This window comes from Bartonella sp. B30(2025), from assembly GCF_053793825.1.
The window spans coordinates 1,062,723-1,087,500 of sequence record NZ_CP200034.1 but is presented as its reverse complement, the minus strand read 5'-3'; the positions used below and the strand labels follow the sequence as shown (position 1 = coordinate 1,087,500).

21 protein-coding genes, 1 tRNA gene and 2 rRNA genes (1 of these 24 running past the window's edge) are annotated in these 24,778 nt (G+C 36.8%); 14 read left to right on the top strand and 10 right to left on the bottom strand.

The genetic code is table 11. From position 1 onward, the window contains the following. The 3 genes from V4P55_RS04575 to V4P55_RS04565 form a co-directional block, all read left to right on the top strand. Positions 1 to 210, top strand: a 23S ribosomal RNA gene (locus tag V4P55_RS04575) (it extends 2,601 nt beyond the left edge of the window). Positions 211 to 285: 75 nt separating this feature from the next. After that, positions 286 to 400 (top strand): 5S ribosomal RNA (gene rrf / locus V4P55_RS04570). Between the two features lie 102 nt (positions 401 to 502). Further along, positions 503 to 579: transfer RNA gene (locus V4P55_RS04565), tRNA-Met, on the top strand. Between the two features lie 367 nt (positions 580 to 946). On the opposite strand, the gene V4P55_RS04560 is transcribed toward V4P55_RS04565, so the two are convergent. Beyond that, positions 947 to 2,047, bottom strand: a complete 1,101-nt coding sequence (locus tag V4P55_RS04560; protein ID WP_455473931.1) for a DUF3792 domain-containing protein — start codon at positions 2,045 to 2,047, stop codon at positions 947 to 949. Positions 2,048 to 3,124: 1,077 nt separating this feature from the next. Between V4P55_RS04560 and hisS the strand changes: the two genes are divergently transcribed. Further along, positions 3,125 to 4,612 (top strand): histidine--tRNA ligase, encoded by a 1,488-nt coding sequence (gene hisS / locus V4P55_RS04555; RefSeq protein WP_455473930.1) that lies wholly within the window; start codon positions 3,125 to 3,127, stop codon positions 4,610 to 4,612. A 152-nt stretch (positions 4,613 to 4,764) separates the two neighbouring features. Here the strand turns inward: hisS and V4P55_RS04550 are convergent, their stop codons facing one another. After that, positions 4,765 to 5,289, bottom strand: a complete 525-nt coding sequence (locus V4P55_RS04550) for a redoxin family protein (protein WP_455475043.1) — start codon at positions 5,287 to 5,289, stop codon at positions 4,765 to 4,767. Positions 5,290 to 5,488: 199 nt separating this feature from the next. Between V4P55_RS04550 and V4P55_RS04545 the strand changes: the two genes are divergently transcribed. Continuing rightward, positions 5,489 to 7,117, top strand: coding sequence for an alpha-D-glucose phosphate-specific phosphoglucomutase (locus tag V4P55_RS04545; RefSeq protein WP_455473929.1), 1,629 nt, complete (start codon positions 5,489 to 5,491; stop codon positions 7,115 to 7,117). A gap of 17 nt (positions 7,118 to 7,134) precedes the next feature. Here the strand turns inward: V4P55_RS04545 and fumC are convergent, their stop codons facing one another. After that, a complete protein-coding gene (fumC, locus tag V4P55_RS04540) occupies positions 7,135 to 8,523 on the bottom strand; it encodes a class II fumarate hydratase (RefSeq protein ID WP_455473928.1) in 1,389 nt (462 codons plus the stop codon). 219 nt (positions 8,524 to 8,742) lie between these two features. Here fumC and groES point away from each other — a divergent pair, with 219 nt between their 5' ends. The 3 genes from groES to V4P55_RS04525 all read left to right on the top strand — a co-directional run bounded on the left by groES (position 8,743) and on the right by V4P55_RS04525 (position 11,495). Further along, the gene (gene groES / locus V4P55_RS04535; RefSeq protein WP_455473927.1) at positions 8,743 to 9,039 is read left to right on the top strand and encodes a co-chaperone GroES; all 297 of its coding nucleotides are present in this window, start codon (positions 8,743 to 8,745) and stop codon (positions 9,037 to 9,039) included. Between the two features lie 60 nt (positions 9,040 to 9,099). Beyond that, positions 9,100 to 10,752 (top strand): chaperonin GroEL, encoded by a 1,653-nt coding sequence (gene groL, locus V4P55_RS04530; RefSeq protein WP_455473926.1) that lies wholly within the window; start codon positions 9,100 to 9,102, stop codon positions 10,750 to 10,752. A gap of 407 nt (positions 10,753 to 11,159) precedes the next feature. After that, positions 11,160 to 11,495 (top strand): zinc ribbon domain-containing protein YjdM, encoded by a 336-nt coding sequence (locus V4P55_RS04525; protein WP_455473925.1) that lies wholly within the window; start codon positions 11,160 to 11,162, stop codon positions 11,493 to 11,495. A 469-nt stretch (positions 11,496 to 11,964) separates the two neighbouring features. Here the strand turns inward: V4P55_RS04525 and V4P55_RS04520 are convergent, their stop codons facing one another. The 4 genes from V4P55_RS04520 to murJ form a co-directional block, all read right to left on the bottom strand. Beyond that, entirely contained in the window at positions 11,965 to 12,543 is a 579-nt protein-coding gene (locus tag V4P55_RS04520) for a NifU family protein (RefSeq protein ID WP_455473924.1), read from the bottom strand. 62 nt (positions 12,544 to 12,605) lie between these two features. Next, positions 12,606 to 13,097 (bottom strand): universal stress protein, encoded by a 492-nt coding sequence (locus tag V4P55_RS04515; protein WP_455473923.1) that lies wholly within the window; start codon positions 13,095 to 13,097, stop codon positions 12,606 to 12,608. A gap of 38 nt (positions 13,098 to 13,135) precedes the next feature. Then, on the bottom strand, positions 13,136 to 14,209 hold the full coding sequence (trpS, locus tag V4P55_RS04510) for a tryptophan--tRNA ligase (RefSeq protein ID WP_455473922.1): 1,074 nt from the start codon (positions 14,207 to 14,209) through the stop codon (positions 13,136 to 13,138). 76 nt (positions 14,210 to 14,285) lie between these two features. After that, on the bottom strand, positions 14,286 to 15,857 hold the full coding sequence (gene murJ / locus V4P55_RS04505) for a murein biosynthesis integral membrane protein MurJ (RefSeq protein WP_455473921.1): 1,572 nt from the start codon (positions 15,855 to 15,857) through the stop codon (positions 14,286 to 14,288). Between the two features lie 780 nt (positions 15,858 to 16,637). On the opposite strand from murJ, the gene V4P55_RS04500 reads away from it, so the two are divergent. Genes V4P55_RS04500 through V4P55_RS04490 form a run of 3 tightly spaced genes read left to right on the top strand, consistent with a single transcriptional unit; the run spans position 16,638 to position 18,735 of the window. Beyond that, the gene (locus tag V4P55_RS04500; RefSeq protein WP_455473920.1) at positions 16,638 to 16,838 is read left to right on the top strand and encodes a hypothetical protein; all 201 of its coding nucleotides are present in this window, start codon (positions 16,638 to 16,640) and stop codon (positions 16,836 to 16,838) included. Between the two features lie 50 nt (positions 16,839 to 16,888). Further along, on the top strand, positions 16,889 to 17,734 hold the full coding sequence (locus V4P55_RS04495) for a TIGR01459 family HAD-type hydrolase (RefSeq protein ID WP_455473919.1): 846 nt from the start codon (positions 16,889 to 16,891) through the stop codon (positions 17,732 to 17,734). Continuing rightward, positions 17,734 to 18,735, top strand: coding sequence for a bifunctional riboflavin kinase/FAD synthetase (locus tag V4P55_RS04490; RefSeq protein WP_455473918.1), 1,002 nt, complete (start codon positions 17,734 to 17,736; stop codon positions 18,733 to 18,735). The genes V4P55_RS04495 and V4P55_RS04490 overlap by 1 nt, the downstream gene beginning before the upstream one ends. A gap of 233 nt (positions 18,736 to 18,968) precedes the next feature. Here V4P55_RS04490 and V4P55_RS04485 read toward each other — a convergent pair whose 3' ends face one another. Continuing rightward, positions 18,969 to 19,301, bottom strand: coding sequence for a TIGR01244 family sulfur transferase (locus V4P55_RS04485; RefSeq protein WP_455473917.1), 333 nt, complete (start codon positions 19,299 to 19,301; stop codon positions 18,969 to 18,971). A 611-nt stretch (positions 19,302 to 19,912) separates the two neighbouring features. Between V4P55_RS04485 and parA the strand changes: the two genes are divergently transcribed. Beyond that, on the top strand, positions 19,913 to 20,542 hold the full coding sequence (gene parA / locus V4P55_RS04480) for a ParA family partition ATPase (protein ID WP_455473916.1): 630 nt from the start codon (positions 19,913 to 19,915) through the stop codon (positions 20,540 to 20,542). After that, on the top strand, positions 20,539 to 20,769 hold the full coding sequence (locus V4P55_RS04475) for a plasmid partition protein ParG (protein ID WP_455473915.1): 231 nt from the start codon (positions 20,539 to 20,541) through the stop codon (positions 20,767 to 20,769). Before parA ends, V4P55_RS04475 begins: the two co-directional genes overlap by 4 nt. 74 nt (positions 20,770 to 20,843) lie before the next feature. Here the strand turns inward: V4P55_RS04475 and V4P55_RS04470 are convergent, their stop codons facing one another. Then, positions 20,844 to 21,740, bottom strand: coding sequence for a HaeIII family restriction endonuclease (locus tag V4P55_RS04470; RefSeq protein ID WP_455473914.1), 897 nt, complete (start codon positions 21,738 to 21,740; stop codon positions 20,844 to 20,846). A gap of 6 nt (positions 21,741 to 21,746) precedes the next feature. Beyond that, positions 21,747 to 22,568 carry a DNA adenine methylase gene (locus tag V4P55_RS04465; protein WP_455473913.1) on the bottom strand — a complete coding sequence of 274 codons (822 nt, stop codon included), beginning with the start codon at positions 22,566 to 22,568 and terminating at the stop codon, positions 21,747 to 21,749. A gap of 1,440 nt (positions 22,569 to 24,008) precedes the next feature. Between V4P55_RS04465 and V4P55_RS04460 the strand changes: the two genes are divergently transcribed. Continuing rightward, positions 24,009 to 24,419, top strand: coding sequence for a flagellar protein FlgN (locus V4P55_RS04460; RefSeq protein ID WP_455473912.1), 411 nt, complete (start codon positions 24,009 to 24,011; stop codon positions 24,417 to 24,419). Positions 24,420 to 24,778: the final 359 nt, after the last annotated feature.

The following is a 24,778-nucleotide window of genomic DNA, read 5'->3' as shown; positions in this document are numbered from 1 at the left end:
GTATCTCTGGTGGACCTGTTGTGGCGCCAGCCGCATAGCAGGGTAGCTATATACGGACGAGATAACCGCTGAAGGCATCTAAGCGGGAAACTTACCTGAAAACGAGTATTCCCTGAGAACCGTGGTAGACTACCACGTCGATAGGTCAGGTGTGGAAGTGTGGTAACACATGAAGCTTACTGATACTAATAGTTCGATAGGCTTGATCGTTCCCATTACCTATATACATTTACTTCATATCGCAGTCTTAGATTAGCTTCTCATCGTTCCTATGTATTTCGCTGACTCGGTGGTTATAGCGGAGCGAACGCACCCGATCCCATCCCGAACTCGGCCGTGAAACGTTCCAGCGCCAATGGTACTTTGCCTTAAGGCACGGGAGAGTAGGTCGCTGCCGGGTCTGCTAAGTGCATAGGAACTTTCTCTTACAAAATCATACTAAAACGAAAATTCGTAAAAAACGTTTAAAACGTAAATAATAAGCTTAATTTAAGGCTAATGGCGCGGGGTGGAGCAGCCCGGTAGCTCGTCAGGCTCATAACCTGAAGGCCGCAGGTTCAAATCCTGCCCCCGCAACCAAAATCTACTTATTCGATCTGACAAAAAAAATCCATAAAATCTGAAAAATAGAAAAACTATAGAGGCTTGCAAAAAGAAAGACCTGAAAATAAAATTGGCACACTTCAAATAAAATCACAATAATAGCGAAAACAAATAGCGCAAACATGATGAATATAACGCGTGCTGAACCAGAAAAAAATGAATCAAGCGCTTGATGTTTATCAAATACAACATACATGCTTAACCCAAAAATACCAAAACAGATCAAAGCATAAATCATAAACCTGATATCTAAATAATAAAATGCTGCTCCATATCCAGTAAAAAAAGCCGCACAAATTGTGCAGCTCCCTTAAAATAAAAAAATTGAAACTCTATTAAAATGCTAAATAACTAAGGTATCGTGACGACTCCGGTAGCCATAATAACCAAAAATACTCGAAATTATCCCGCTAAGCAAACTACATAAAAAAAACCACCAGCTAATGTTTGTTGCTGTTTGCAAAGCTTGATCAGCAGTTTCACGGGTATCTTCTGCAAGTTTGTCTAATTTCTTAGATAAAGTATCTATCTGCTTTTCTAAAGTAGTAATTGCTTGTTCGATTTTTGTTTGTGCTGTTTGATAAACATCAAGCGCTTGATCCGTTGTTTTTTCTGCTTCTGCGCGCGTCATACCATTGTTCATAAAAGCGTTGATGATATCATTGCGATCAATCTTTTCTGTGATAGATTGTACACGATCCGAAAGACGTTCAGCTAAATTTTTAAGATATGTGCGATAATGAGAAGGATCATTCTTAAAAGCATTTATTGCAGAACCAATATCTTTGAGAGCTGCATTATAAACTTGCTTTAAGTGGTCTGGATCCAAAGCAGGAATATCGCTTTTATTAAGGAATGTACGCAGCTCACTTTGGAGTTTACTAAAATCCACTTCCTTACCGTCTTTTTGGTACACAAAATTTTCAAAGCTCTCGCTACTCAATTTTGAAAGAACAGGAAGAACATCATCTGTTATAGTTTGCTGTACTGCAGAACCACTCTCTATCACGGCTTTAGTGCCTAAGCTGGCTGCGCTCGAAGCTAAAAAAACGACTTGAATTGCGATAATAAGCGTTAACAAAGCCCAAGTCAAAAATCCGTGAAATGCTCCTGATGTTTCTGCAAAACGTCCTGCGACAAAGCCTCCGCTTGCAAGGCTAATAATTGTAACAATAAGTGAACCTACACCAATAGATAAAAAACTTCCTTGAAAGGGGGAAGAAGAATAAAGGTCAATTTTATTGAATCCTAAAGTGGCAACTAGAAAAGACAGGCAAATCGAGATTGCGAATGTAGTTACAACTCCACCAATAATTGCTGACCATGTAATGGGTGTGTGAAAAAGCGGGTATTCTGTTTTGGGTGGTGCTTTTTTTGAGAAATTATTATCATTGAACAAATGATTATTATTATGCTGTGTATCTTTTGGAATATGGGTTTCCATTTATATATCTCCCTTTAATGACGCTGGAGATAAAATGCCTCCTCAACCATTATGTTCCAAATATGAACATAAACATTAAATGAAGCTTATTCCTTATTTGAAGAAGTCTTCTTTTTAAATTTAAATTTTAGCTTCACTGTTTAAGACAAATCAAGCAGATCGGGGCAATAAAGCTGAAAAATGAAAAGAAATAGCAATCCACTCTATCTGTACAAATAAAATATACGTATAAAATTGTACATAATTTCAGAAATACAGTTTGATTTAGTGTTCCAAGAAGAAAAAGCTTAGAATAGTGTTTCCAAATAAGAGTATCATTATAGCTTCTGACTACTCTTATATATAAGGTAACTCCTATAAATAATACGTAGCACGCCATAAAATCAATTTATCGTATAAGATTGTATACATTGTTTATGAAATAGATAAATTGATGCATTAATGTAGCGAAACATAGAATAATTATCGGTTTATTTTATAATTTCGCAATCCATTTTGGATAGACAAGATATTGAATATTTTTCCTCTTTTTTAGAGTTTTTGACATTGCTATAAAGTGAGAGCCATGGAACATACAGTAAAAATACTTAAGGTATTTACTTCTTATTCAGTTTATACGGGTAAGCCATAAATAGATATTTTTTTTATAATTTGTATTATGATGTTCTACATAAATTTTTTCTTATAAATCGGACAGACCACGATTTTTACAAAGTATTTGCGCTTACAATACTTACTTTCAAGTGATTTATCGTAAAGTTTGTTTACTAGGGACGATTATAAGAGCTATATTGAAATATGACACGATGGAGCAATTAAAAACTGTATGTTTTCGTTCTTGGGACTACATTAAAGCGGAACAACAACATAGCTGATACGTTTTTTGCAAAATTTGTGGCAAAATATTATGCTTTTAGTCGCTCACGATTTACTATTGATTCTGGTTTTAAGCATGTCTTTGCAAAAGAAAAGCTTGTATATGTTGTGTCATTTCAAATTTATAAAGCCATTGCAGTGTGCTTTTCTATAAGATAGATACAAATCATCCGTGAATACATATCGTTGCTAGAGAAAAACATGTCATCAAAACAAGAAAAAACCAAAGCCCGTCTCCCTCGTGGTTTTGTTGATCGTATAAGCGCGCAGCTATATGCAACTGAAACAATGATAGCTCAGATTCGTGAAGTTTATGAGCTTTATGGCTTTGAAGCGCTAGAAACACCAATCTTTGAATATACAGATGTTCTTGGAAAATTTTTACCTGATTCAGATCGTCCCAATGCGGGTGTTTTTTCCCTCCAGGATGATGATGAGCAGTGGATGTCTTTGCGTTATGATCTCACCGCGCCTCTTGCTCGTTATTTTGCAGAGAATTTCGAAACTCTGCCAAAGCCTTACCGAAGTTATCGTCTTGGTTTTGTGTTCCGCAATGAAAAACCAGGACCTGGGCGGTTTCGACAATTCATGCAGTTTGATGCGGATATTGTTGGAACACCAACGGTGGCGGCTGATGCAGAGATTTGCATGATGGCAGCTGATAGTTTGGAAAAATTGGGGATACAATCTCATGATTATATTATTCGTCTTAATAACCGAAAAATTCTTGATGCGGTTTTAGAGCAAATTGGATTGGGAGAGAACGAGCAAGCTGAAAAACGTTTAACGGTTTTAAGAGCTATCGATAAGCTTGATAAATTTGGTCTTGAAGGGGTGCGTTTGCTTTTAGGGAAAGGGCGTTTAGATGAAAGTGGTGATTTTACCAAGGGAGCAGGGCTTAACGAGCAAGATATTGATCGTATTTTGGCTCTAACTGCTGTTGAAGCAAAAACCGCTGAGGAAACAATTGATATCCTTAAAAGTGTGGTTGGTGATCATGGTAAGGGGCTTGAAGGGATCTGTGAATTGGAAGAAATGCAAGCCATTTTTACAGAAAATGGCTATCAAAATCGTATCAAAATTGATCCGTCGGTGGTGCGTGGGTTGGACTATTATACAGGACCGGTTTTTGAGGCTGCGTTACTTTTTGACGTTCTCAATGATGAAGGACAAAAAGTTGTTTTTGGCTCTGTTGGTGGTGGGGGGCGCTATGATGGGTTAGTTGCTCGCTTTCGTGGTGAAAATATTCCAGCAACAGGTTTTTCCATAGGCATATCACGTTTGATATCGGCTTTACAAAATCTTGGAAAGTTACCCGTTAAAGAGGAAATAGGTCCAGTTGTGGTACTGATGATGGATAAAGAACCCGAAGCCATAGCGCGGTATCAAAAAATGGTTATGCAGCTGCGTAATGCAGGTATTCGTGCGGAACTGTATTTGGGAGCATCGGGAATTAAAGCGCAGATGAAATATGCAGATCGGCGCCATGCTCCTTGTGTGGTAATACAAGGGTCACGAGAACGCCAAGACAATAAGATACAAGTTAAAGATTTGGTTGAAGGAGCACGGTTATCTTACGAAATTAAAGATAATCAAACATGGCGCGAAAGCAGACCAGCACAAATAACGGTTGATGAAGATCAATTAGTCAAAACAGTGCAGGATATTTTAGCAATCCAAAGACTGTAAAAATTTGAGCTCTTAAAATACTAAGATTATAAATGTGAAGATTGATGAAGATTATCAGCTTCGCGTCATGAGCTCTAAGCCAATAAAAACGGTACAAACTCATCTTTGCAAATGTAATTTGTACCGTTTAAGGAAGCAATTTTAGTTTAAAATTAACTTTTTAGCGCTTTTAAAACATTTTCAGGTGAAGAAACTTCATAAGGGTCTGTTGTGCAATTGTCTGAAAAACCTTTTTCTTCAAACCATTGTTCTATAACACCATCGTTAATAACAGCCGCATAGCGCCATGAGCGCATTCCAAAACCAAGATTATCTTTAGCAACGAGCATTCCCATTTTACGTGTGAACTCACCTGAACCATCAGGAATTAATTTTACTTTTTTAATGCCTTGCTCTTTCCCCCAAGCATTCATAACAAAAGCGTCATTAACAGAAAGACAGTAAATTTCATCAATGCCAATTTGTTTAAATTCATCATAGAGTTTTTCAAAATTAGGGAGCTGAAAAGTTGAACAAGTAGGAGTAAAAGCTCCAGGAAGAGAAAAAAGAACGACCCGTTTTCCCTTAAAATATGTATCGCTTGTAACATCTTGCCAGCGATAAGGGTTATCCCCACCAACGGATTCATCGCGTACACGTGTACGAAAGATTACACTAGGAACTGTTTTTCTCATCATCATTATGCTCCTGTCTGTTTTTATGAGAATTATATTTTTAAGCTATTTTTTGTTTAAAGGCATATTGTCGAGTACATTTTAAACAATCATATTGCGACGAGTTTGCAAATATTTCACCTTTGCGTCAAGTAAAATTAATAATCGACTTTGGCGGATGTTCATTTTAAAATTAATAAACAAAAAATATAAAGGCGCTTTTATGAACATAACCACAGTTTTAACCAAAGCTTTTGATGATCAAAAATTTGGAACATCTGGTTTGCGCAAAAAGGTACCGGTTTTTCAACAATCTCATTATGTTGAAAATTTTATTCAGTCTCTTTTTAACTGCATTGGTCCTGTTGAAGGAAAGCTCTTTATTCTTGGCGGAGATGGACGCTATTTCAATCAGACGCTTATTCAGATTGTATTGAAAATGGCTGCAGCGCATGGTGTTGCTTGCGTTAAAGTAGGAAGAGGTGGTATTTTATCGACGCCTGCTGTTTCACATCTCATTCGCAAATATCATGCAGATGGTGGGATTATTCTTTCAGCAAGCCATAATCCGGGTGGCCCAGGTGGAGATTGTGGTATAAAGTATAATATTTCCAATGGTGGATCAGCTCCTGATTCTTTGTGTGAAGCTATTTTTGCTGTATCACGATGTCTTTTCTCTTATAAAACAATTGAATCTCCTGACATTGATTTAGAAAAGGAAGGAACAACTTTCTTAAGATCTATGCGGGTTGAGATTATTGATCCTGTGGCTGATTATATTGCTTTAATGCAGGAAATTTTTGATTTTGATTGCATTGCCAAGGCGGTTGCAAAGGGATTAACTTTACGATTTGATGCAATGCATGCAGTAACAGGACCCTATGCACGGGAAATTTTTGAAAAATGTCTGAAATTTCCTGTAGGAACAGTGATTAATGGTATACCGTTACCTGATTTTGGAGGAAGGAATCCTGATCCAAACCTGGTTTATGCCAAAGATCTTTATGATTTATTGATGTCTGATCAAAGCCCTGATCTTGGGGCAGCATCTGATGGCGATGGGGATCGTAATCTTATAATAGGTCGTAAACAATTTGTTAGCCCTTCAGATTCCTTGGCTATTATGGCTGCGCATGCGCACCTCATTAAAGGTTATAAGCAAGGTATTACAGGGATTGCACGCTCCATGCCGACAGGACGTGCAGCAGATTTGGTTGCTAAAAAACAAGGATTGAACTGTTTTGAAACACCAACAGGGTGGAAATTTTTTGCACCGCTTTTAGATACTGGACAAGTGACTTTTTGTGGTGAAGAGAGCTTTAGCACGGGGTCTAACCATATTCGTGAAAAAGACGGTTTATGGGCTGTATTATTTTGGTTAAATCTTTTGGCTGTAACAGGGAAAACAGTGGCACAAATTGTCCAACAGCATTGGCGTATTTATGGGCGCTTTTATACTTCACGTTATGATTATGAAGAGGTGGAAACGCATCAGGCATATGCCATTTTGGAACAATTGCACGCGCAGTTGCCAAAGGCCGGGACTAAAATTGCAGGACTAACAGTCACAAACTCAGATGATTTTCTTTATTGTGACCCTGTTGATCAGAAGATCAAAAAACAGCAAGGAATGCGTATTTTGTTTGAGAATGGCGCACGGTTCGTGGTGCGCCTTTCTGGGACAGGAACAACAGGATCTACTTTACGACTTTATTTTGAGCAGTATGAAAGTGATCCACGCAAACAGACACAAGATCCGCAAATTGTTCTTCAACCTTTACAACAAGCAATGCTTAAATGGTTAAACATAAAACATTACCTTGGGCGCGAACGTCCTGATGTTATTACGTGAATCACTTGTCCTCGTTGTTATTGTGGATGGATCATCTTTTTAGGATCAACAAGTCGATCATAATCTTCTCCAGAAACGCCAGCTTTTATAGCTTCAGCACGCAAGGTTGTATCATTTTTATGCGCCGCTTTAGCAATTTCAGCTGCTTTTTCATATCCAATCTCCGGTGCAAGAGCTGTTACCAGCATGAGAGAGCGTTCCATGAGAGAGTGAATATGGATACGATTAGCGCGTAATCCTTGAATGCAATGCACATCAAAAGAGCGCATGCAATCTCCAAGAAGCGTAATAGATTGCAAAACATTATAACCAATCACAGGTTTAAAAACGTTAAGCTCAAAATGTCCTTGGCTTGCAGCAAATGTTACACTGGTATGATTTCCAAAGACCTGACATGCCACCATAGTCATTGCTTCACACTGTGTGGGATTGACTTTTCCTGGCATAATGGAAGATCCTGGTTCGTTTTCTGGAAGGCTTAGTTCACCCAATCCGGAGCGGGGACCAGATCCCAAGAATCGAATATCATTAGCAATTTTAAAGAGGTCAGCAGCTAACGCATTCAGGCTTCCATGGAAATATGTTAAGGCTCCATGATGTGCAAGCGCTTCAAATTTGTTGCTAGCTGTTTGAAAGTGTATTTTTGTTAATTCGCTGATTTTTTCAGCAAATGCAACGTCAAAGCCTTTTGGTGCATTCAGTCCTGTGCCTACAGCTGTTCCTCCTTGAGCAAGCATCTGAACATCAGCAAGAGAATCTTCGATGCGCTTGCGATCGGCTTGCAGTGCAGCGCGGTATCCTGAGAACTCTTGTCCTAAAGTAAGTGGTGTTGCATCTTGTGTATGGGTACGACCGATTTTTATAATATCAGCAAATTCTTCTTCTTTTTTTTCAAAAGTTTTAATAAGAGCATCAAGAATAGGAAGAAGGTGTTGGCGTGTTTGTAGTGTGGTTGCAATATGCAGCGCTGTAGGAAAAGAATCATTCGACGATTGGCTCATATTGACGTGATCATTGGGGTGAACAGGAGATTTGCTGCCTAATTTCCCTCCCAAAAGCATGTTTGCATAGTTGGCGATAACTTCGTTCACATTCATATTGCTCTGTGTACCAGAACCTGTTTGCCAGACAGAAAGTGGGAAATGCTCATCAAGTGCACCGGAAAGCACTTCATCTGCAGCAGTAATGATTGCTTTGCCTATGTTTTGAGGAAGCTTTCCTTTTTCCATATTCACAAAAGCAGCTGCTTTTTTGATGAGGCTTAAGGCATAGATGATAGTAAGAGGTTGTTTTTCTATACCAATATTGAAATTATGCAATGAACGTTCAGTTTGTGCTCCCCAATAACGGTCTTGACGTACTGAGATCGTTCCAAAGCTATCAGTTTCCTGACGTGTTTCAACCATGATAAAATCCTTTTATGTTCATTGGCTATAAACAGTAGATAACGTAAAATAGAAAAAGGAAGCAAGAGTTTGCAGAGGTTAAAGTAAATTATTTGTGGCAAATCCTTGACATCGGAAAATAGTGATTTTATATTTCAGAGCATATTAGCACTTCTCACTGAAGAGTGCTAACAAGGACTTAAGATTAATACAATTATATTAAGTTTGAGGATGTTAAACATGGCTAACATAAAATTCCGCCCACTTCACGATCGTGTCGTTGTTCGTCGGGTTGAATCTGAAAGTAAAACTGCTGGTGGGATCATTATTCCAGATACAGCAAAAGAAAAACCTCAAGAAGGTGAAGTTATTGCTATTGGTAATGGAGCACTCGATAATAATGGAAAACGTGTGCCTTTAGAAGTTAAAACAGGAGATCGTATCTTGTTTGGAAAATGGTCTGGAACTGAAGTAAAGATCGATGGTGAAGACCTCTTAATCATGAAAGAATCTGACATTATGGGAATTTTGGGATAATCCAGTCTCTTAAATTTTTGCATTTTGTACTATTTTAATACAACTCCAAGGAGAAGTTAAATGGCTGCTAAAGAAGTCAAATTTGGCCGTGAAGCGCGTGAGCGTTTGGTACGCGGTGTTGATATCCTTGCTAACGCTGTTAAAGTAACGCTCGGCCCTAAAGGTCGTAATGTTGTGATTGACAAATCATTTGGTGCACCTCGCATTACAAAAGATGGTGTATCCGTCGCAAAAGAAATTGAACTAGAAGATAAGTTTGAAAATATGGGCGCACAAATGTTGCGCGAAGTTGCTTCGAAAACAAATGATATCGCTGGTGATGGAACAACAACAGCAACTGTTCTAGGACAGGCTATTGTGCAAGAAGGTGTGAAAGCTGTTGCTGCTGGTATGAATCCAATGGATCTGAAGCGTGGTATTGATGCTGCGGTTGACGAAGTGGTCGCAAGTCTTTTCAAAAAAGCAAAAAAAATCCAAACTTCAGAAGAAATTGCGCAAGTAGGAACAATCTCTGCTAATGGTGCTGAAGAAATCGGTAAAATGATCGCTAGTGCCATGGAAAAAGTGGGCAATGAAGGTGTTATTACTGTAGAAGAAGCAAAAACGGCTGAAACTGAGTTAGAAGTCGTTGAAGGAATGCAATTCGATCGTGGATACCTTTCTCCTTACTTTGTAACAAATGCTGAGAAAATGGTTGCTGACCTCGACGATCCTTACATTCTCATTCACGAAAAGAAATTATCTAATTTGCAATCTCTTCTTCCAGTACTTGAAGCTGTTGTTCAGTCTGGAAAACCACTTCTTATTATTGCTGAAGATGTGGAAGGTGAAGCTTTGGCAACTCTGGTTGTTAACAAATTGCGTGGTGGTTTGAAAATTGCTGCTGTGAAAGCTCCAGGATTTGGTGATCGCCGTAAAGCAATGCTTGAAGATATTGCAATCTTGACATCGGGTCAGGTTATTTCTGAAGATGTTGGTATTAAATTAGAAAATGTCACTTTGGACATGCTTGGTCGTGCAAAGAAAGTGAATATTTCTAAAGAAAATACAACGATTATTGATGGTGCTGGACGCAAAGCTGAAATTGAAGCTCGTGTAAACCAGATTAAAGCACAAATCGAAGAAACAACTTCTGACTATGACCGTGAAAAATTGCAAGAAAGACTTGCTAAACTTGCTGGTGGTGTTGCTGTTATCCGTGTTGGTGGTGCAACAGAAGTTGAAGTGAAAGAAAAGAAAGATCGTGTTGATGACGCCCTGAATGCAACACGTGCTGCTGTGGAAGAAGGTATTGTTGCTGGTGGTGGAACAGCCTTGCTTCGTGCTGCAAATACATTGACGATTAAAGGAAACAATCCTGATCAAGAAGCTGGTATCAATATTGTCCGTCGTGCTCTACAGGCACCAGCACGTCAAATTGCAACCAATGCAGGTGAAGAAGCTGCGATTATTGTTGGAAAAATACTTGAAAATAATTCAGACACATTTGGTTACAACACTGCAACAGGTCAATTTGGTGATTTGATTTCTTTCGGAATTGTTGACCCAGTGAAAGTTGTGCGTTCTGCCCTTCAGAATGCAGCCTCAATTGCTAGCCTTCTCATTACAACAGAAGCTATGGTTGCTGAAGTTCCCAAAAAAGACACTCCAATGCCTTCAATGCCAGGTGGCGGAATGGGTGGAATGGGCGGAATGGGTGGAATGGATTTCTAAGCCCTTCGGTCTATAATGGTTAAAGAAAACGGGTCAATCGACCCGTTTTTTTTTATAAAATGTTTCTTTTTATCCATTTTATGATGACGTATAAAACGCACTTTTGAAGATGTGCTGTCATGCAAAAAGTAGATTAAAAAAAATACAATGATCATTATGCTATTATTATATTGTAGCTTTTTTATTTTGTGGAAAATGGCACAAGTGAAAACAATTTTTGTTCATGACAATAAAAAATCCGTTCGATAACAGCGAAGGTGAATATCTTTTTTATTCTCTTAATAAAAAATTTTGTGTTTTCAGAATATTATACTTTAAGAGTATCTTGCTTTAACAATAGACAATCAGCACTTCTTGCTTTATGACCGCTTACATAAATGACTGTTCTTGGATAATAAGGTAAATATATGAACCAATATCCTAAATGCCCTCACTGTGGTAGCCTTTATACTTATGAAGAAGATGATAACTTTGTATGTCCTGAGTGTGCACATGAGTGGCCACAAAAAGTTGAAAGCTCTTCTATTGCCGATGTTGTTTATGATGCAAATGGTAATGTTTTGACAAACGGGGATAGCGTTATTGTGATAAAAGATCTTAAAATAAAGGGCGCTGCATCCGTTTTAAAAAGTGGCACTAAAGTAAAAAATATCCGTTTAGTAGATGGTGATCATAATATTGATTGCAAAATTTCTGGGATTGGTCAAATTGGCTTAAAATCAGAATTTGTTAAAAAAGTTTAATTGCTTACAATTTTATATGTGCATCCACCTTTGCAAATTTTGCAAAGTGAATTTGCAAAATTTGAGATTTGTTTTATCAAAAAAATTGTCGTTCAGCTTTTTCAAGGAAGTTATCAAGACGATTGTCGCGATACGATTGTAGTGGAATAGCTTTTTATCTTATGTCGCTGTATCCATAGAGAATTTGTTTCATGCTTGATAAAATTGGCTTTTATGGGCATTTTGTCAGATCTCATCTTTGTTTATTGTGGGATCATTTTAGCATTTAAAATTTTCTGATCAGGTGCTGTATAGATCTTTCATACATGTTTTTAAGTCTTCAATTGAATAGAAGATCTACACAAGATACCTGTTTATTAGTGGGATTGCTTCAATATTTTAAATTTTCTGCATCAGAAGCTCTAAAGGTCTTTCATATCTCTCTTTAAATACTGCAATGAGATAGAGATAACTGACACAAAGTCTTCGTTTACTGCGGCATTGCTTCAACACCTAAAACTTCTGGAATAAAATGCCGTAAAAGGTTTTCGATACCATGTTTCAGTGTTGCGGTTGAAGAGGGACATCCAGCACAAGCTCCTCGCATATTAAGGTAAACAATACCATTTTCAAATCCGCGGAAAGTAATGTCTCCACCATCATTGGCAACAGCTGGGCGAACACGTGTTTCAAGAAGTTCTTTAATAATTAAGACAGTTTCGAAGTCTTTTTCGTCATAAAATTCTTTTTCAAGCGCATGAGCTTGTGCTTTTGTTGTAGCATCAGTCGTGATCACAGGATCACCAGAAAGAAAATGTTCCATAATGGTGCCCAAAATGGCTGGTTTAAGATGCTGCCATTCACCGTCTTTTTTTGTTACGGTAATGAAATCATACCCCAAAAACACACCGCTGACATTGGGAATGTTAAATAGCTTTGCCGCTAAAGGCGAACTTTGGGTGGTTTCTTCTTGTGAACGAAATTCTAACACACCCTCAGGAAGAACCATACGACCTGGCAAAAATTTTAGTGTTTCAGGATTTGGTGTGGTTTCAGTTTGTATAAACATACATCCTCCTTTGTTCTTAAGGATCAGAAAAATAATTAATCCTAAAATTTAAATATTGTATTTTAAGCGATAGATTCAATATCTTCGTCGGCAAGGTTGCTTGGAATGACAGTAACGGGGATTGAGAAAGATGATCCTTTATGAGCGATTAATTGAATAAGTGGTCCTGGTCCATCTGTATGCCCGCTTGCAGCTAAAACAAGGAGAATGATTTTCTTATCTTGGTCGATTAATTTAAGAATTTCATCAACTTTTTTTCCTTCACGCACAATCACTTCCGTTTTAATGGGATGCGTGGTGCGCACATTATCAGCTATTTTTTTTAATTTTTCATGTGCTTTTTGCGTTAATTCCGTTCGCATAACGTCATTTACACCTAAAAAATGTTGAAACTCTGAACTATCAATTACAGAAAGAAACACTAATGTTCTTTTGGTATTTTGGGCATGCTGTGCGGCAAAGGCAACAGCACGTTGACATTCTGGTGTGTCATCGATGAAAACTAAAATTTTTTTCTTACGATTTATCTTTGTTTTCTTTTGTTGAGCGACCATGTGTTCTTTTTATTCTTTATAATTAAAATTCCATTGTTTCATGAATTGTGTAAAAATCCAACAATTTCACGAATTTTTTTCATGTTTTTTTCTGCCAATGTGCTTGCGCGCTCTGCACCATCACGTAGAATAGTATCAATGTAATCACTTTCTTGGTTCAGACGACGTAATTCTTCTGTTATTGGTGCAAGCTTATGAACGGCAAGATCAGATAAAGCTTTTTTGAAAAGAGAAAACTGTTGTCCAGAAAACGCTGAAAGAACCCTTTCTTTGCTCATTTCTGCAAAGGCAGCATAAATACCAAGCAAATTATCGATTTCTGGTCGGTCCTTTAGGGCAGTAACTGTATCGGGAAGAGGGGCGGAATCGGTTTTTGCTTTGCGTATTTTTTTTGCGATAAGATCAGCATCATCGGTTAAATTAATGCGCGAAAAATCTGAAGGGTCCGATTTAGACATTTTTTTGGTACCATCACGCAAAGACATAACGCGCATGACGGTTTCTTCGATAAGCGCTTCTGGCATTGGGAAAAAGCCTTGTTTTTTTTCCTCTCCTATTTTCATAGAGACACCAAAGTTCAGATCTACAATGCGATCATTATAGTCATGGTTAAATTTTTGTGCAATATCGCGCGTGAGCTCAACATGTTGTTTTTGGTCTTCTCCCACGGGGACATGAGTCGCACGATAGACTAAAATATCGGCAGCCATCAGGCTTGGATAAGAAAAAAGTCCAAGGGATGCCTGTTCACGATTTTTTCCTGCTTTATCTTTAAATTGCGTCATGCGTTGAAGCCAGCCAACGCGGGCAATACAATTTAAAATCCACGCTAATTCAGCATGTTGAAACACTTGTGATTGGTTAAAGATAATTTGCTTTTTAGGATCAATGCCGGCAGCTAAGAAGGCTGCTGTAACGGCTCTAGTTGATTCCCTTAATGCCAGAGGGTTCGGGTTAACTGTGAGTGCGTGCATATCGACAACACAGTACAAACAGTCATAGGATTTTTGCAACTCAACCCACTGTTTAATGGCTCCAAGATAATTGCCAAGATGCAGGTTCCCACTCGGTTGTACGCCAGAAAAAACAAGAGGTGTGAAAGTTTCTTCCATAGGATAATTCTTTCTTTATGCTGTCATTCATTTAGTAATGTTGTGATAAAGCATTTTTTTTACGCTAAGATAAATATCATAAGCGTTGTTTAAATTTTTTTAAGGTACAGAGAAAAGAGCTCGGATTAAATAAAAAATAGATAATAAAATAAACTGAAAGTACCACTACCATTATTCCTGCTAAGGTGCCAGCCCGCAAAAAAAGCGATGCTTGTGAGGATAGAGCGAAAGAAAAAAAATCAAGAACGTTAATTATGTAATACAAAATTATTACATTTAAAAGGGTGGCAATGATGAGTCGCATAATTCGCTTTATCAGCGGTGCATCGTATTTCCAGTGTCCGCGTTTAAGGAGAATACCACAAAGCAACAATGTGTTGACCCATCCAGAGATAATTTCGGCAATGACGATGCCTCGCGCTGATAAAATAGGAAATAATGTTAAAGCTAGGCTGATATTGATAACAACACAAATACCTGTAAAAATCATGGGTGTTTTTGTATCTTCGCGGGCAAAAAAATGAGGAATAAAAACCTTTATTAAAACAAAAGCGGGAAGTCCTATTCCATAAAGTTCAAGTAATTGTGCGACATGATATGTTGATTGGCTGGTAAATTGTCCACGCTCAAAAAGCAGGCTAACAATCGGGGTGGAGAGCATTAAAAAGGCAACAGATGCAGGTAAAGTCAACAATAAAGTTAATTCAATAGAACGATTTTGTAAGTTATTGGTTTCTGTGTGTTGTTGACTACGGAGTGCTCTTGTTAATTCCGGTAAAAGAACGGTTGCGACCGCAATTGCTATAACGCCTAGTGGTAATTGATAAAGACGATCCGCATAGACCAGAGAGGAGACAGCTCCAGATTGGCTTGAAGCAATATTGGTATTAATTAATAAGTTGATCTGTGTAATTCCTCCTGTGATGGCAGCAGGAAATGCTAAAGTTAATAATTTTCGCACATTAGGGCTAAAACGGGGAAAGCGGAAGGAAATTTTCATGCCATTTTTGTGTAAAGCAATGGCAATCAAAGTGAGTTGGAGCAATCCTGCCACCATGACACCCCAAGAAAGATTGAGTCCAATATGCCAAGCATCAAGTTGGTATAGCCAAGCATAGGCGAGTACGCCAATCAAGATAATATTCAAAAAGAGAGGGGCAACAGCCGCAACAAAATAACGTCGCAGGGCATTAAGCATTCCCCCCATCATGGCTGCTAATGACATGCAGGTTAAATAAGGAAACATGATTGCAGTAAAATGAATTGTGGCATTAAATTTTGTTGTATCTTCTGCAAAGCCTGGAGCAATAATGGTTCGTACCAAAAACGGCATACTCAATTCCATGGCAATGGTTAAGAGTAAGAGCATTGAAAAAAGAACACCAAAGACTTCTTCTGCAAATTGACATGCAATTTCTTTGCCATCTTTGGTAATTTTTTTTGAAAAAAGAGGAACAAAAGCTGCGTTAAAAGCGCCTTCAGCAAAAAAACGGCGAAATGTATTTGGAAAGCGAAAAGCAGCGTTAAACGCGTCGGAGACAGGACCCGTACCAAGAGCTGCGGCCATCAATACTTCGCGCACAAAACCAAAAACGCGGCTCATTAAGGTTCCAGAGGCAACAGTTGCAAATTTTTTAATCAGGGTCATTAAAATACATCGGACTCGTTAAGCAGAGGTGATAAAAAACAAATAAAAACTCTTTTAGATCATCAAAACATGACTAGTATGTTGGCATCACATTCATTTTTGAAGTGTTTTACGATGGTGTTTATATTTCTGTCAATAAGAGTGCGTTTAAAGCACTCTTTCTTTATTATTTTGCTACATTATAGTTTTTTTTCTGTAAAATTTATCAGATTTGTTTTGTTTTATACCAAAGATTGGGAGAGAAAGAACAATCATCTCCGATCAGTCTTTCTCCCCAAAAGGATGTAATAACAAATGAAAAAAGCCCATAAAATGGGATAGCCATACGATCGTGTGATGTTTCTTTTTTGAGATATTATGTTTCTACAGTTTCTTTCGTTTAAATTTTGATTTTTTCTCTAATAAAGCATGCCATAACAATGATATTTTCAATCTTTTGGTCTTATTATTTTTCGCATTTTATTAATCTTATGCGTTTTATTATAAAGCTACTTTTTGTTTTATAATACCTCCATGAGCGTCTTATTAAATTGTTTTGTGGTATTTTTTCATGAGCTTCCAAACAATTCACCTTATGCAGTTTTATCTTCTATAAGAAATTTCAGCATTTGAATTGCATCATACGCGTTTTTTTAGATACATTATAAAACAGTGAGAGGATTTGTAAGAAAAATATATTTATGACGAAATGTTGCTTGTCAGCAATTTTATTTATACCGTGATCAAAGACGAGTGGTTGAAAAAAATTCTCTGGTCAAAGGTTAATGTATAGCAGCTGTTATGCTTAAATTGCTGTCTGTTTGTGGAAAAGAAGATTCTCACCAAAGCTCTGTGGCTTTGGTAACACTAGCTGCAAAAAATAAGGAATTTGCTGTTATTTTCATCATCAATGATAAAATTTGTATAAGTGAGAGAGTGGATGGTAAAAAACAAATAATGTTGAGAAAGCAGATGACAGGAGAACGATCTTTCGGTAAGTAATTCTGAATTAAAACACAGTTTGGTAAACGGCAAACATATAAAGGTGTAACATGAACGAGCTCTCTGATATTAGTAGTATTATAGCACAGTATGATGCTGTCTTTTGTGATGTCTGGGGAGTCGTGCATAATGGGATGCATGTCTTTGAGCCGGCATTGAAAGTGTTACACAAAATTAAAGAGATGGACAAGAATGTTATTTTTTTGACCAATTCACCTCGACCAAAAGATGATGTGATCGATCAGTTAGAAAGCATGAATATTCACAGTGGTTATTATGATGCAGTCATCACTTCTGGTGATGTAACACGGGACCTTATCCGTGTTGCTCCGCGTAAAGTTTTTTTCATTGGTCCGCAGCGTGATTTAATTTTGTTTGAAGGACTTGATTGCGAACTGGTTGAGGAATGGGAAGCATCTGTGATTGTTTGTAGCGGCTTTCTTGAAGAACTTGATGAAACACCTCAGGCTTATGAAAAGATGTTTCAGCGTATGTTGGCACGAAATTTGCCGTTTATTTGTGCCAATCCTGATATTCTTGTACATTATGGAGATCAGGAATTTTGGTGCGCTGGTGCACTCGCCCAGCTTTACCAAAAATTAGGGGGAGAGGTGCGTATCGCTGGAAAACCTCACATGCCCATTTATGATTGTGCTTTAAAGACGCTTCAACAAATCCGTGGAACAGTGGAAAAAAGTCGAATTTTAGCTATTGGAGATGGTCTTTTAACTGATGTTAAAGGTGCGATAGATTTTAGCCTTGATGTACTCTATATCATGAGTGGTGTTAACCGTTATGAATATGTAAAAAACGGTGTGATAGATAAAGAGGCTTTGAGCGCATTTCTTCAAAAATATGGTTATTGGCCACAAGCAGTAATGTGGGCACTGCAGTAATGTCTGATTTTTTGCGTCTTCAAAATATGAATGAGATTCCGTTAAGTTGGCGGGGAGGGGTGCTGGCAATCGGAAATTTTGACGGTGTTCATTGCGGGCATCAAGCAGTATTAAAAAAAGCTCTCGATTTAGCGCGTATAAAAAATAAACCAGCCCTTATCTTAACATTTGAGCCCCACCCGAGAAGCTTTTTTCAACAATCAACACCTGTTGATCGTTTAACAGCAGCGGCTCAAAAGGCTGAAATTTTTAAAATTCTTGGATTTAGTGGTGTAGTTGAACAAATTTTTGATGCAAATTTAGCCGTTCTTTCAGCAGATGGCTTTATCGATGAGGTTTTACAAAAAGCTTTCGATGTTTCGGCGGTGGTGACGGGTGAAAATTTTCGGTTTGGTTATAAAAAAAGTGGAGATTCTCATCTTCTTGGTCAAAGAGGGAAAGAATGTGGGTTTGAAGTTGTTCAGGTGCCATGTCTTTCCAGTTCTCAAGATGCACAACAAAAAATGATTTCCTCTAGCTTTATTCGCCAGCTTCTCTCACAAGGGGAAGTGGAAAAAGCTGCCGCTTTATTAGGGTATCATTATCGAGTGTGTTCTAATATTGTACAAGGTGAACAACTTGGTCGTCGTTTAGGTTTTCCTACCGCAAATCAAGTTTTACCTCCTCAAACCAGTTTGGCGTATGGTGTTTATGCGGTGCGATTACAGCGTGCAAATGGTACTTTACATAATGGTGTCGCAAGTTTCGGGTGTCGTCCAACCGTTGTTGAAGATGGAGCTCCGCTTTTAGAAACTTATTTGTTTGATTTTAATGATAATCTTTATGGAGAAAATTGCACCGTTTCTTTTTTGCAATTTTTGCGGGGACAAGAAAAGTTTGATGGGTTGGAATCTTTGGTTGCACAAATGAAGCGTGATGAAGCAGCTGCAAGAGAAGTTTTGGCGAAAGCGCAACCTTTATCGTCACTAGATAAGGCACTTACTTTTAAAAATATGCTTTAATGATATGATCTGAAAACGATATGAGAGCCGCAATTATTGCACCTAAGCTAACCACGATTACAAAAAGATATTCCAAAATATAGTAAAATATATGGAGTTTGCGTTTATGGGGCAGGGAATTCAACATCTTAAGATCTGACTTAGTCATTTCTTTGCCTTTTTATAAGTCTCTTATCTTTATCTCGACTTGGAAATTTACTCTTTATTTCTTTCTCATTTGTTAATACCTGTAGTTAACAAAAGCGCGCTAAATGATAAATATGCATCGCACGTCCACCAAGATGACAATAGGAAAGCAGAGGAAGAGACGCTGTTTTTAAAATTTCTCGCATAGCTTTGACATCTGATTCTGTGCAGCAAGACATAGTAATAGGAATGTGATAAGCAGCTATTCCATATTTTTGTGCTTCTGCTTTAATAGCGGAAAAGTCAGGTTGGTCGGTATCCTCTTTATCAGGGCGGTTGCAAACAATTGTTTTAAATCCTGCTTTTGCCAATGATGCGATATTTTCGACATTAATTTGGGCACTAATGAAAATGTCAGGTTCGATTTGTTGTAAATTCATTCTTGTTTTTTCCAATAAATATATCTTTATAATACTTTTTAAATAAAGACATTATGAAGATGAAATATTTTAATAATATCTTAACAAGAATATTGCTCTTGTCGAGAAAAATAACTCTAAGTGAAGAATAAAGTGTCTATGTAAGCTGTATTTATTGCTTTTTCTTGGGAAATTTTTCTTATTTAATTATTTTTTTTATAATTATGATTGTATTGTTTAATATATTCCCAATAGTATTTCTAAAAAAATATTCATTTTGCTTTATGGAGATTACGGGAAGAGACTTCGTGGATATCTTAAGGTGTTTTTTTAATTTTTTACAAAAGATGCTTTAAGGAGAGATATAAAATTTGAGGCTAAAATATATTCGCTTGGTAAGAAAATTTATTCAAAAAGGTGTGAAGTTTTTTCTCTTTTTGTTGATTACTGTTTCACTTTTCTAGATTTAAGCGAGTGTCTTTCTATACGTTGAATCAAGATTATAGGATGGTACTATGTTGGAGCCTTTATCTTGAAGCCAGAGAGGTGATGGTTTTTAAGCTATAAGTTTCTTGTATGCTTTGTTGTTTTCTGTATAATCGTAAAAACGATAAAGCTGAAAGGCGGAATTAATGATAATCGGATTATTGAATCAAAAAGGGGGCGTGGGAAAAACTACATTAAGTATAAACCTTGCGGCCAGTTTTGCACGTGCTGGAGAACGCGTATTGTTTATTGATACAGACCCTCAAGGCAGTGCATTAGATTGGGCTGCTGCGCGTGAAGATATTCCTTTATTTCCAGTTATTGGTCTGCCACGGGCAACAGTGCATAAAGAGATTACACAAATTGGTGAAGGCTATGATTATATCTTTATTGATGGTCCTCCACGCGTAACAGATCTTGCGCGTAGTGCCATTATGGCTTCGGATTTGGTGCTTATTCCAGTACAGCCAAGTCCTTATGATATTTGGGCGGCTGATGCAATTGTAAAGCTTATTGATGAGGCACGTGTATATAAAGAAAATCTTAAATCTGTTTTTGTTATTAATCGTAAAATAGTAAATACTGCGATAGGGCGTGATGTCGGTGAAGCTCTTTCAGTCTATCCAGTGCAGGTTTTTTCTTCTAGCGTTGCGCAGCGCGTGATTTTTGCAGAAGCTGCTGCACAGGGGAAAGCGGTCTATGAAATTGATCAACAAGGACCAGCTGCAGCAGAAATTGAAGCTGTCGCCGCTGAAATAAAGGAATTCGTTGGATGAGCAAAAAAATTAAGATTGGTACAAAGCCGACAAATAAATCAATTCCTACAACAGCTGATGCGTGGGTAGAAAGCCGTCAAGCTAACGGGGATGAACGCATGAAGCGTCTTACGATTGATGTGCCGGAAAGTTTGCATCGCTCTATTAAAGTAAGTTGTGCAAGTCGTGGAACAAAAATAGCAGATGAAGTGCGGGAGTTACTGATACAGAAATACGGAAAAGCGTAAAAATGTATGACTGTAAATTTAAATTGATTTAGTTTTTTAAACAGGGGCAATTTAATATTCAGTATAAGAGAGAGTTAAATAAGCGGAATTTGATGGCTGATTACTTGAGATGATAATCCTACAAATTGAATATCAAACTTTAGTGAAGCTTCCACTTTACTCGATGCGTTATGAATTCTAAAGGAAATGCTCCATCCATCTTCAAAAATTAGAATAAGCTTGTTCTTACTCTCTGGTTTTATTTCTATGGAGACGATTTTACTTGGAATTCTCCATTTACGACCATAGCCTAATATACCATTCAAATTAAAAGGCTGAATGATTATCCATTTCTGTTTATACCTTGTGTCTATAATAATCTTATAAAAATCATGAGATCCTATAATATACTGAAACAACAGTTTCACAAATTTATCTTGATGATCTCTGCAAAGTCTCTGTAGTTCTTTAGAAAAAGCATTTAAAATAGGGACATAGATTTTGTCTTCTTTATCCTCTATATCTTTAAAAAGCATTTTTTTATCTCGAAGCTTCTCTAAGGAATCAAAAATAGGTCTAATTTCATTAAAGTAGAGGCTACTACAGGGGTAATTTGTCCATTTTTTTCCAAAATCTATTGTACTGGAGAGGCGAGGGTGCTTAATTGCGCTATGATTGTGTTTTGCAGAAATGCCAACAGGTTTTTCAGGGATTTCTAAAATAATATCTCGAACATCTCCTTTGATACCAACGGAATCTTCTTGAAGGATAATTGTTTTCGCATTTTTAATATTTTTATCATTTGCGTGTAAAAAAGCTGCAGCCTTCATAGAGGCGATATCTAAAAGTGTCTTTTTACTATTGCTCAGTCCATTATAAAAGGACTCTGCTATTTGAAAAGAGGGGTTACATTTTATAGGAGCTTGTATTACATCTTTAAAAGCTCTTGCTAAAGCATATTCAAAGGCTTTTCCATTCTCCACTTGATGCATGTGATTTTAAAAGTCCTTACTTAAAATTAAAAGCTCATTGGACTTTTTATTATTTCCCATACCATAAGTCCATTCAGGACTCAGTATTTTGTGCCCTTTATAAAGCTCTCTGACTTCCGCACAATCATTATAGGATAAAACCCATCCTTGGCGATTCTTTAAAAGTTTAGCAAGAGCTTGGTGATCAAAAGAGTTATGTTTGTCACCCCTTTCGCCATAAAGCTTTTGGTTAATCAAATACGGAGGATCACAATAAAGAAAATCGGTGGAGTGTTTAGGAATACTTTCTTTAAAATCTACATGCTCGACGGTAAAGTTTTCAATCTCAAATTCTTTAAGTCTTTCAATAGAGCTGTGATTGAATCTTGGATGTCCTGGAGACATGCCACCAGATAGCGTTGTTCCAGAAAAAGAGGAGCGGTTGAGAGCAAAAAAAGCAGCGGCAATTTCTAAGTGATTTGTGATGTTTCCAAAAGTTTTTTGCAGATGATAAAATAAGGTAGGAGTCATATCTTCATATTCTCTTACTTTTTCTGCGAGAGCTGGAGCATCTTTTAAGAGCATTTGCCAAAAGATAACGAGGGGTTTAAAGGCATCATAAGCATAAACTTTTGTTCCTCTTTTTGCTAATGTGAGCTCAATTGAACCGCCTCCTACAAAAGGAGAACATAAAGTTTTTTGTTTTTTGATATAATTATCAATAATCATAGGAACAGCACGGCTTTTCCCACCTGGATAGCGAAGAGGGGATTTTACGATAGGCTGGCGAGCAGTTTTTTTCTGCTTTTCTACGGAAGTTCGTGCTAAATTTTCAAAAGAATTCCTCATACGCTCTCTTCAGCTTATGGTTTTGCTCACACTATCAATTGTTGAATATAAAATTCCCTCCCCCACAATTTGCACTTTGAAGTGGGGACCCGAAGCACCCATCAAGCTCCATAGAGGCTATATTAATTATAAACAGACTATAAATTCATTAATGCATCTTTGCAAGCATTTGCTGTTAAAATGGTGGACAAATGTTATGATAGCGATATTTTAAAGGTTGCTATTTGATTTGGATGAGTTTGTTTATCTAAAGTAGTATAATGGCTTTTTGTTTCATCAAATCAAGTTATTGCTTTCATGGTTATTTTATACACTGCCGGTTTTTGCAGATGTCATTCATCAAAGCAGCTAGAAGACTTTTTCTGTTTTTTATTGTGATACAAGAGAAGAAGCAAAGCGTAAAACAAATAAGAATAAGTGAGCATGTCTTTTTTACAAAGATAAAGAGATATTTTCAGTATTTTTTGTTCTTTTAGGGTGTATAAATTTTATCAAAATATTTTTGTGGCGGCCATGTTTCACATAAAACGATAAAGATTTAGCTGAAACAAGAGAGATTCTCACTGATATTTTTCATATATGTGCATTTTGTATCTTTATTGTCAGAAAAAGTGCGCAGTGTAATTTGACCTTGAGTCTCTTGAGGCAGTATTTATTTTTCAACAAGACCTTTTTATAGAGAAAATTATTGTTTTTATGGATTTTTTTTTGTTTAGAAAAAATAAAGAAATAAGATCAGTGGAAAATAGAAGCCATTTTGTGATGTATTAGAAGACTCTATCGCAAATAAAATATTAAAATGTCAGTTGAGGCTTGTCGTTTGTTACATAAAAAATGATGGAGTTTGATATTCTTGAATTTAAAAATAATAAATAAGCTCCTCTTATAGTCTGATAATTGCATAAAAGTTAATAATGAAGTTGAAAAAAAGGAGTTTAAAGCTAATTCATTTAAGTAATGTTCTTTTATTGACAAATTGTGTTTCGTGCAGAATACTGTATGTGTACAAGATACACTGTGCAAGAAACAAGTAAATTTGAGAGAGGGGAATCTTTAAAGATATAAACTTATCGTATAAAACACACTACCACTGTATGTGAAGCTAAAAATCATGAAAGAAAAGCGCCAACATATAAAAAAACCAAAATTCCATATCGTGTAATTTTTGTCAAAAATATGACATTCGTTGCGTATGAATTTGAAGAATATTTGTATTTTGTAAAGTTGGTACTGCGCTAAGATTGGTTTTTAAGCAAGCAAAGAAATATTTTCATAAAATGAGTTGAAAGCGAAACAAATTCAAATTTTTTAAGGATTTTGTGCTGTCATCGATATAGTTATTTACAAAATGAGTTTAATTTATGCGTTAACATTGAAAAAGGCTGCTTTGATTATGCTCATTAAAAATTAAGATTTAACATGGTTGAAGGGGAAATAAAAATGATTGCATCAAAAGCAAAAGTGCTTGACAATGATCAGATTGATCGTGATTGGGCAATGACAAAATTTATAGCGGCTGTCAAAGGATTGGCAGAAGTGGTAGATTATGAAAGCTCTATGCTAGAAAGCCATGGTATGCCAGATTATGAAGAAATCAATTTACGCAAAATACGGGGATTGCGTGATCTTAATAAATCGGTGAGCGATGTAAAACGCTATATGAATCAAGATATTGAAAATGAAATAGAGGAATTATTAGCAGATTTGCAGAAAAAGTTATGCCGTAACAGTGAATTTCTGCAAATGCATTTAGATGCTGTTAATGATCTTTCACAAGCTTTACAAGTCGCTGCGCGTACGAAAGAAACAGATGTATCTCGTATTCCGTCAATATCTTCTGTGAATGACTAAATAATTTTTATGGAAATGTGCTTATTGAAAGGTTTAAAAACACTATAATCTCTGGCATCATTTAATTTGCGTAGCTTTAATTTTCATATTACACAAAATACTCTTATTTCGATGAATTTTAAAGAGAGGGGAGCATTTTTCTTGATAACAAGGCTTTCTGCTTCCTTCTTATAGAATTATAGGGAAAGATTTTTGTGTAGTGTGTTATAGAAAACAATATTGTGTTTATGGGTGCTGTTTTGATTAATTTGTGCTCTAAAGAACCAATTTGTGTATAAGGAACAGAGAGTGATGACATCGATATTATCCGATGTGTAATGTGTTACACTTCATTCATCTTAGTATTGAAAAAGATTTTG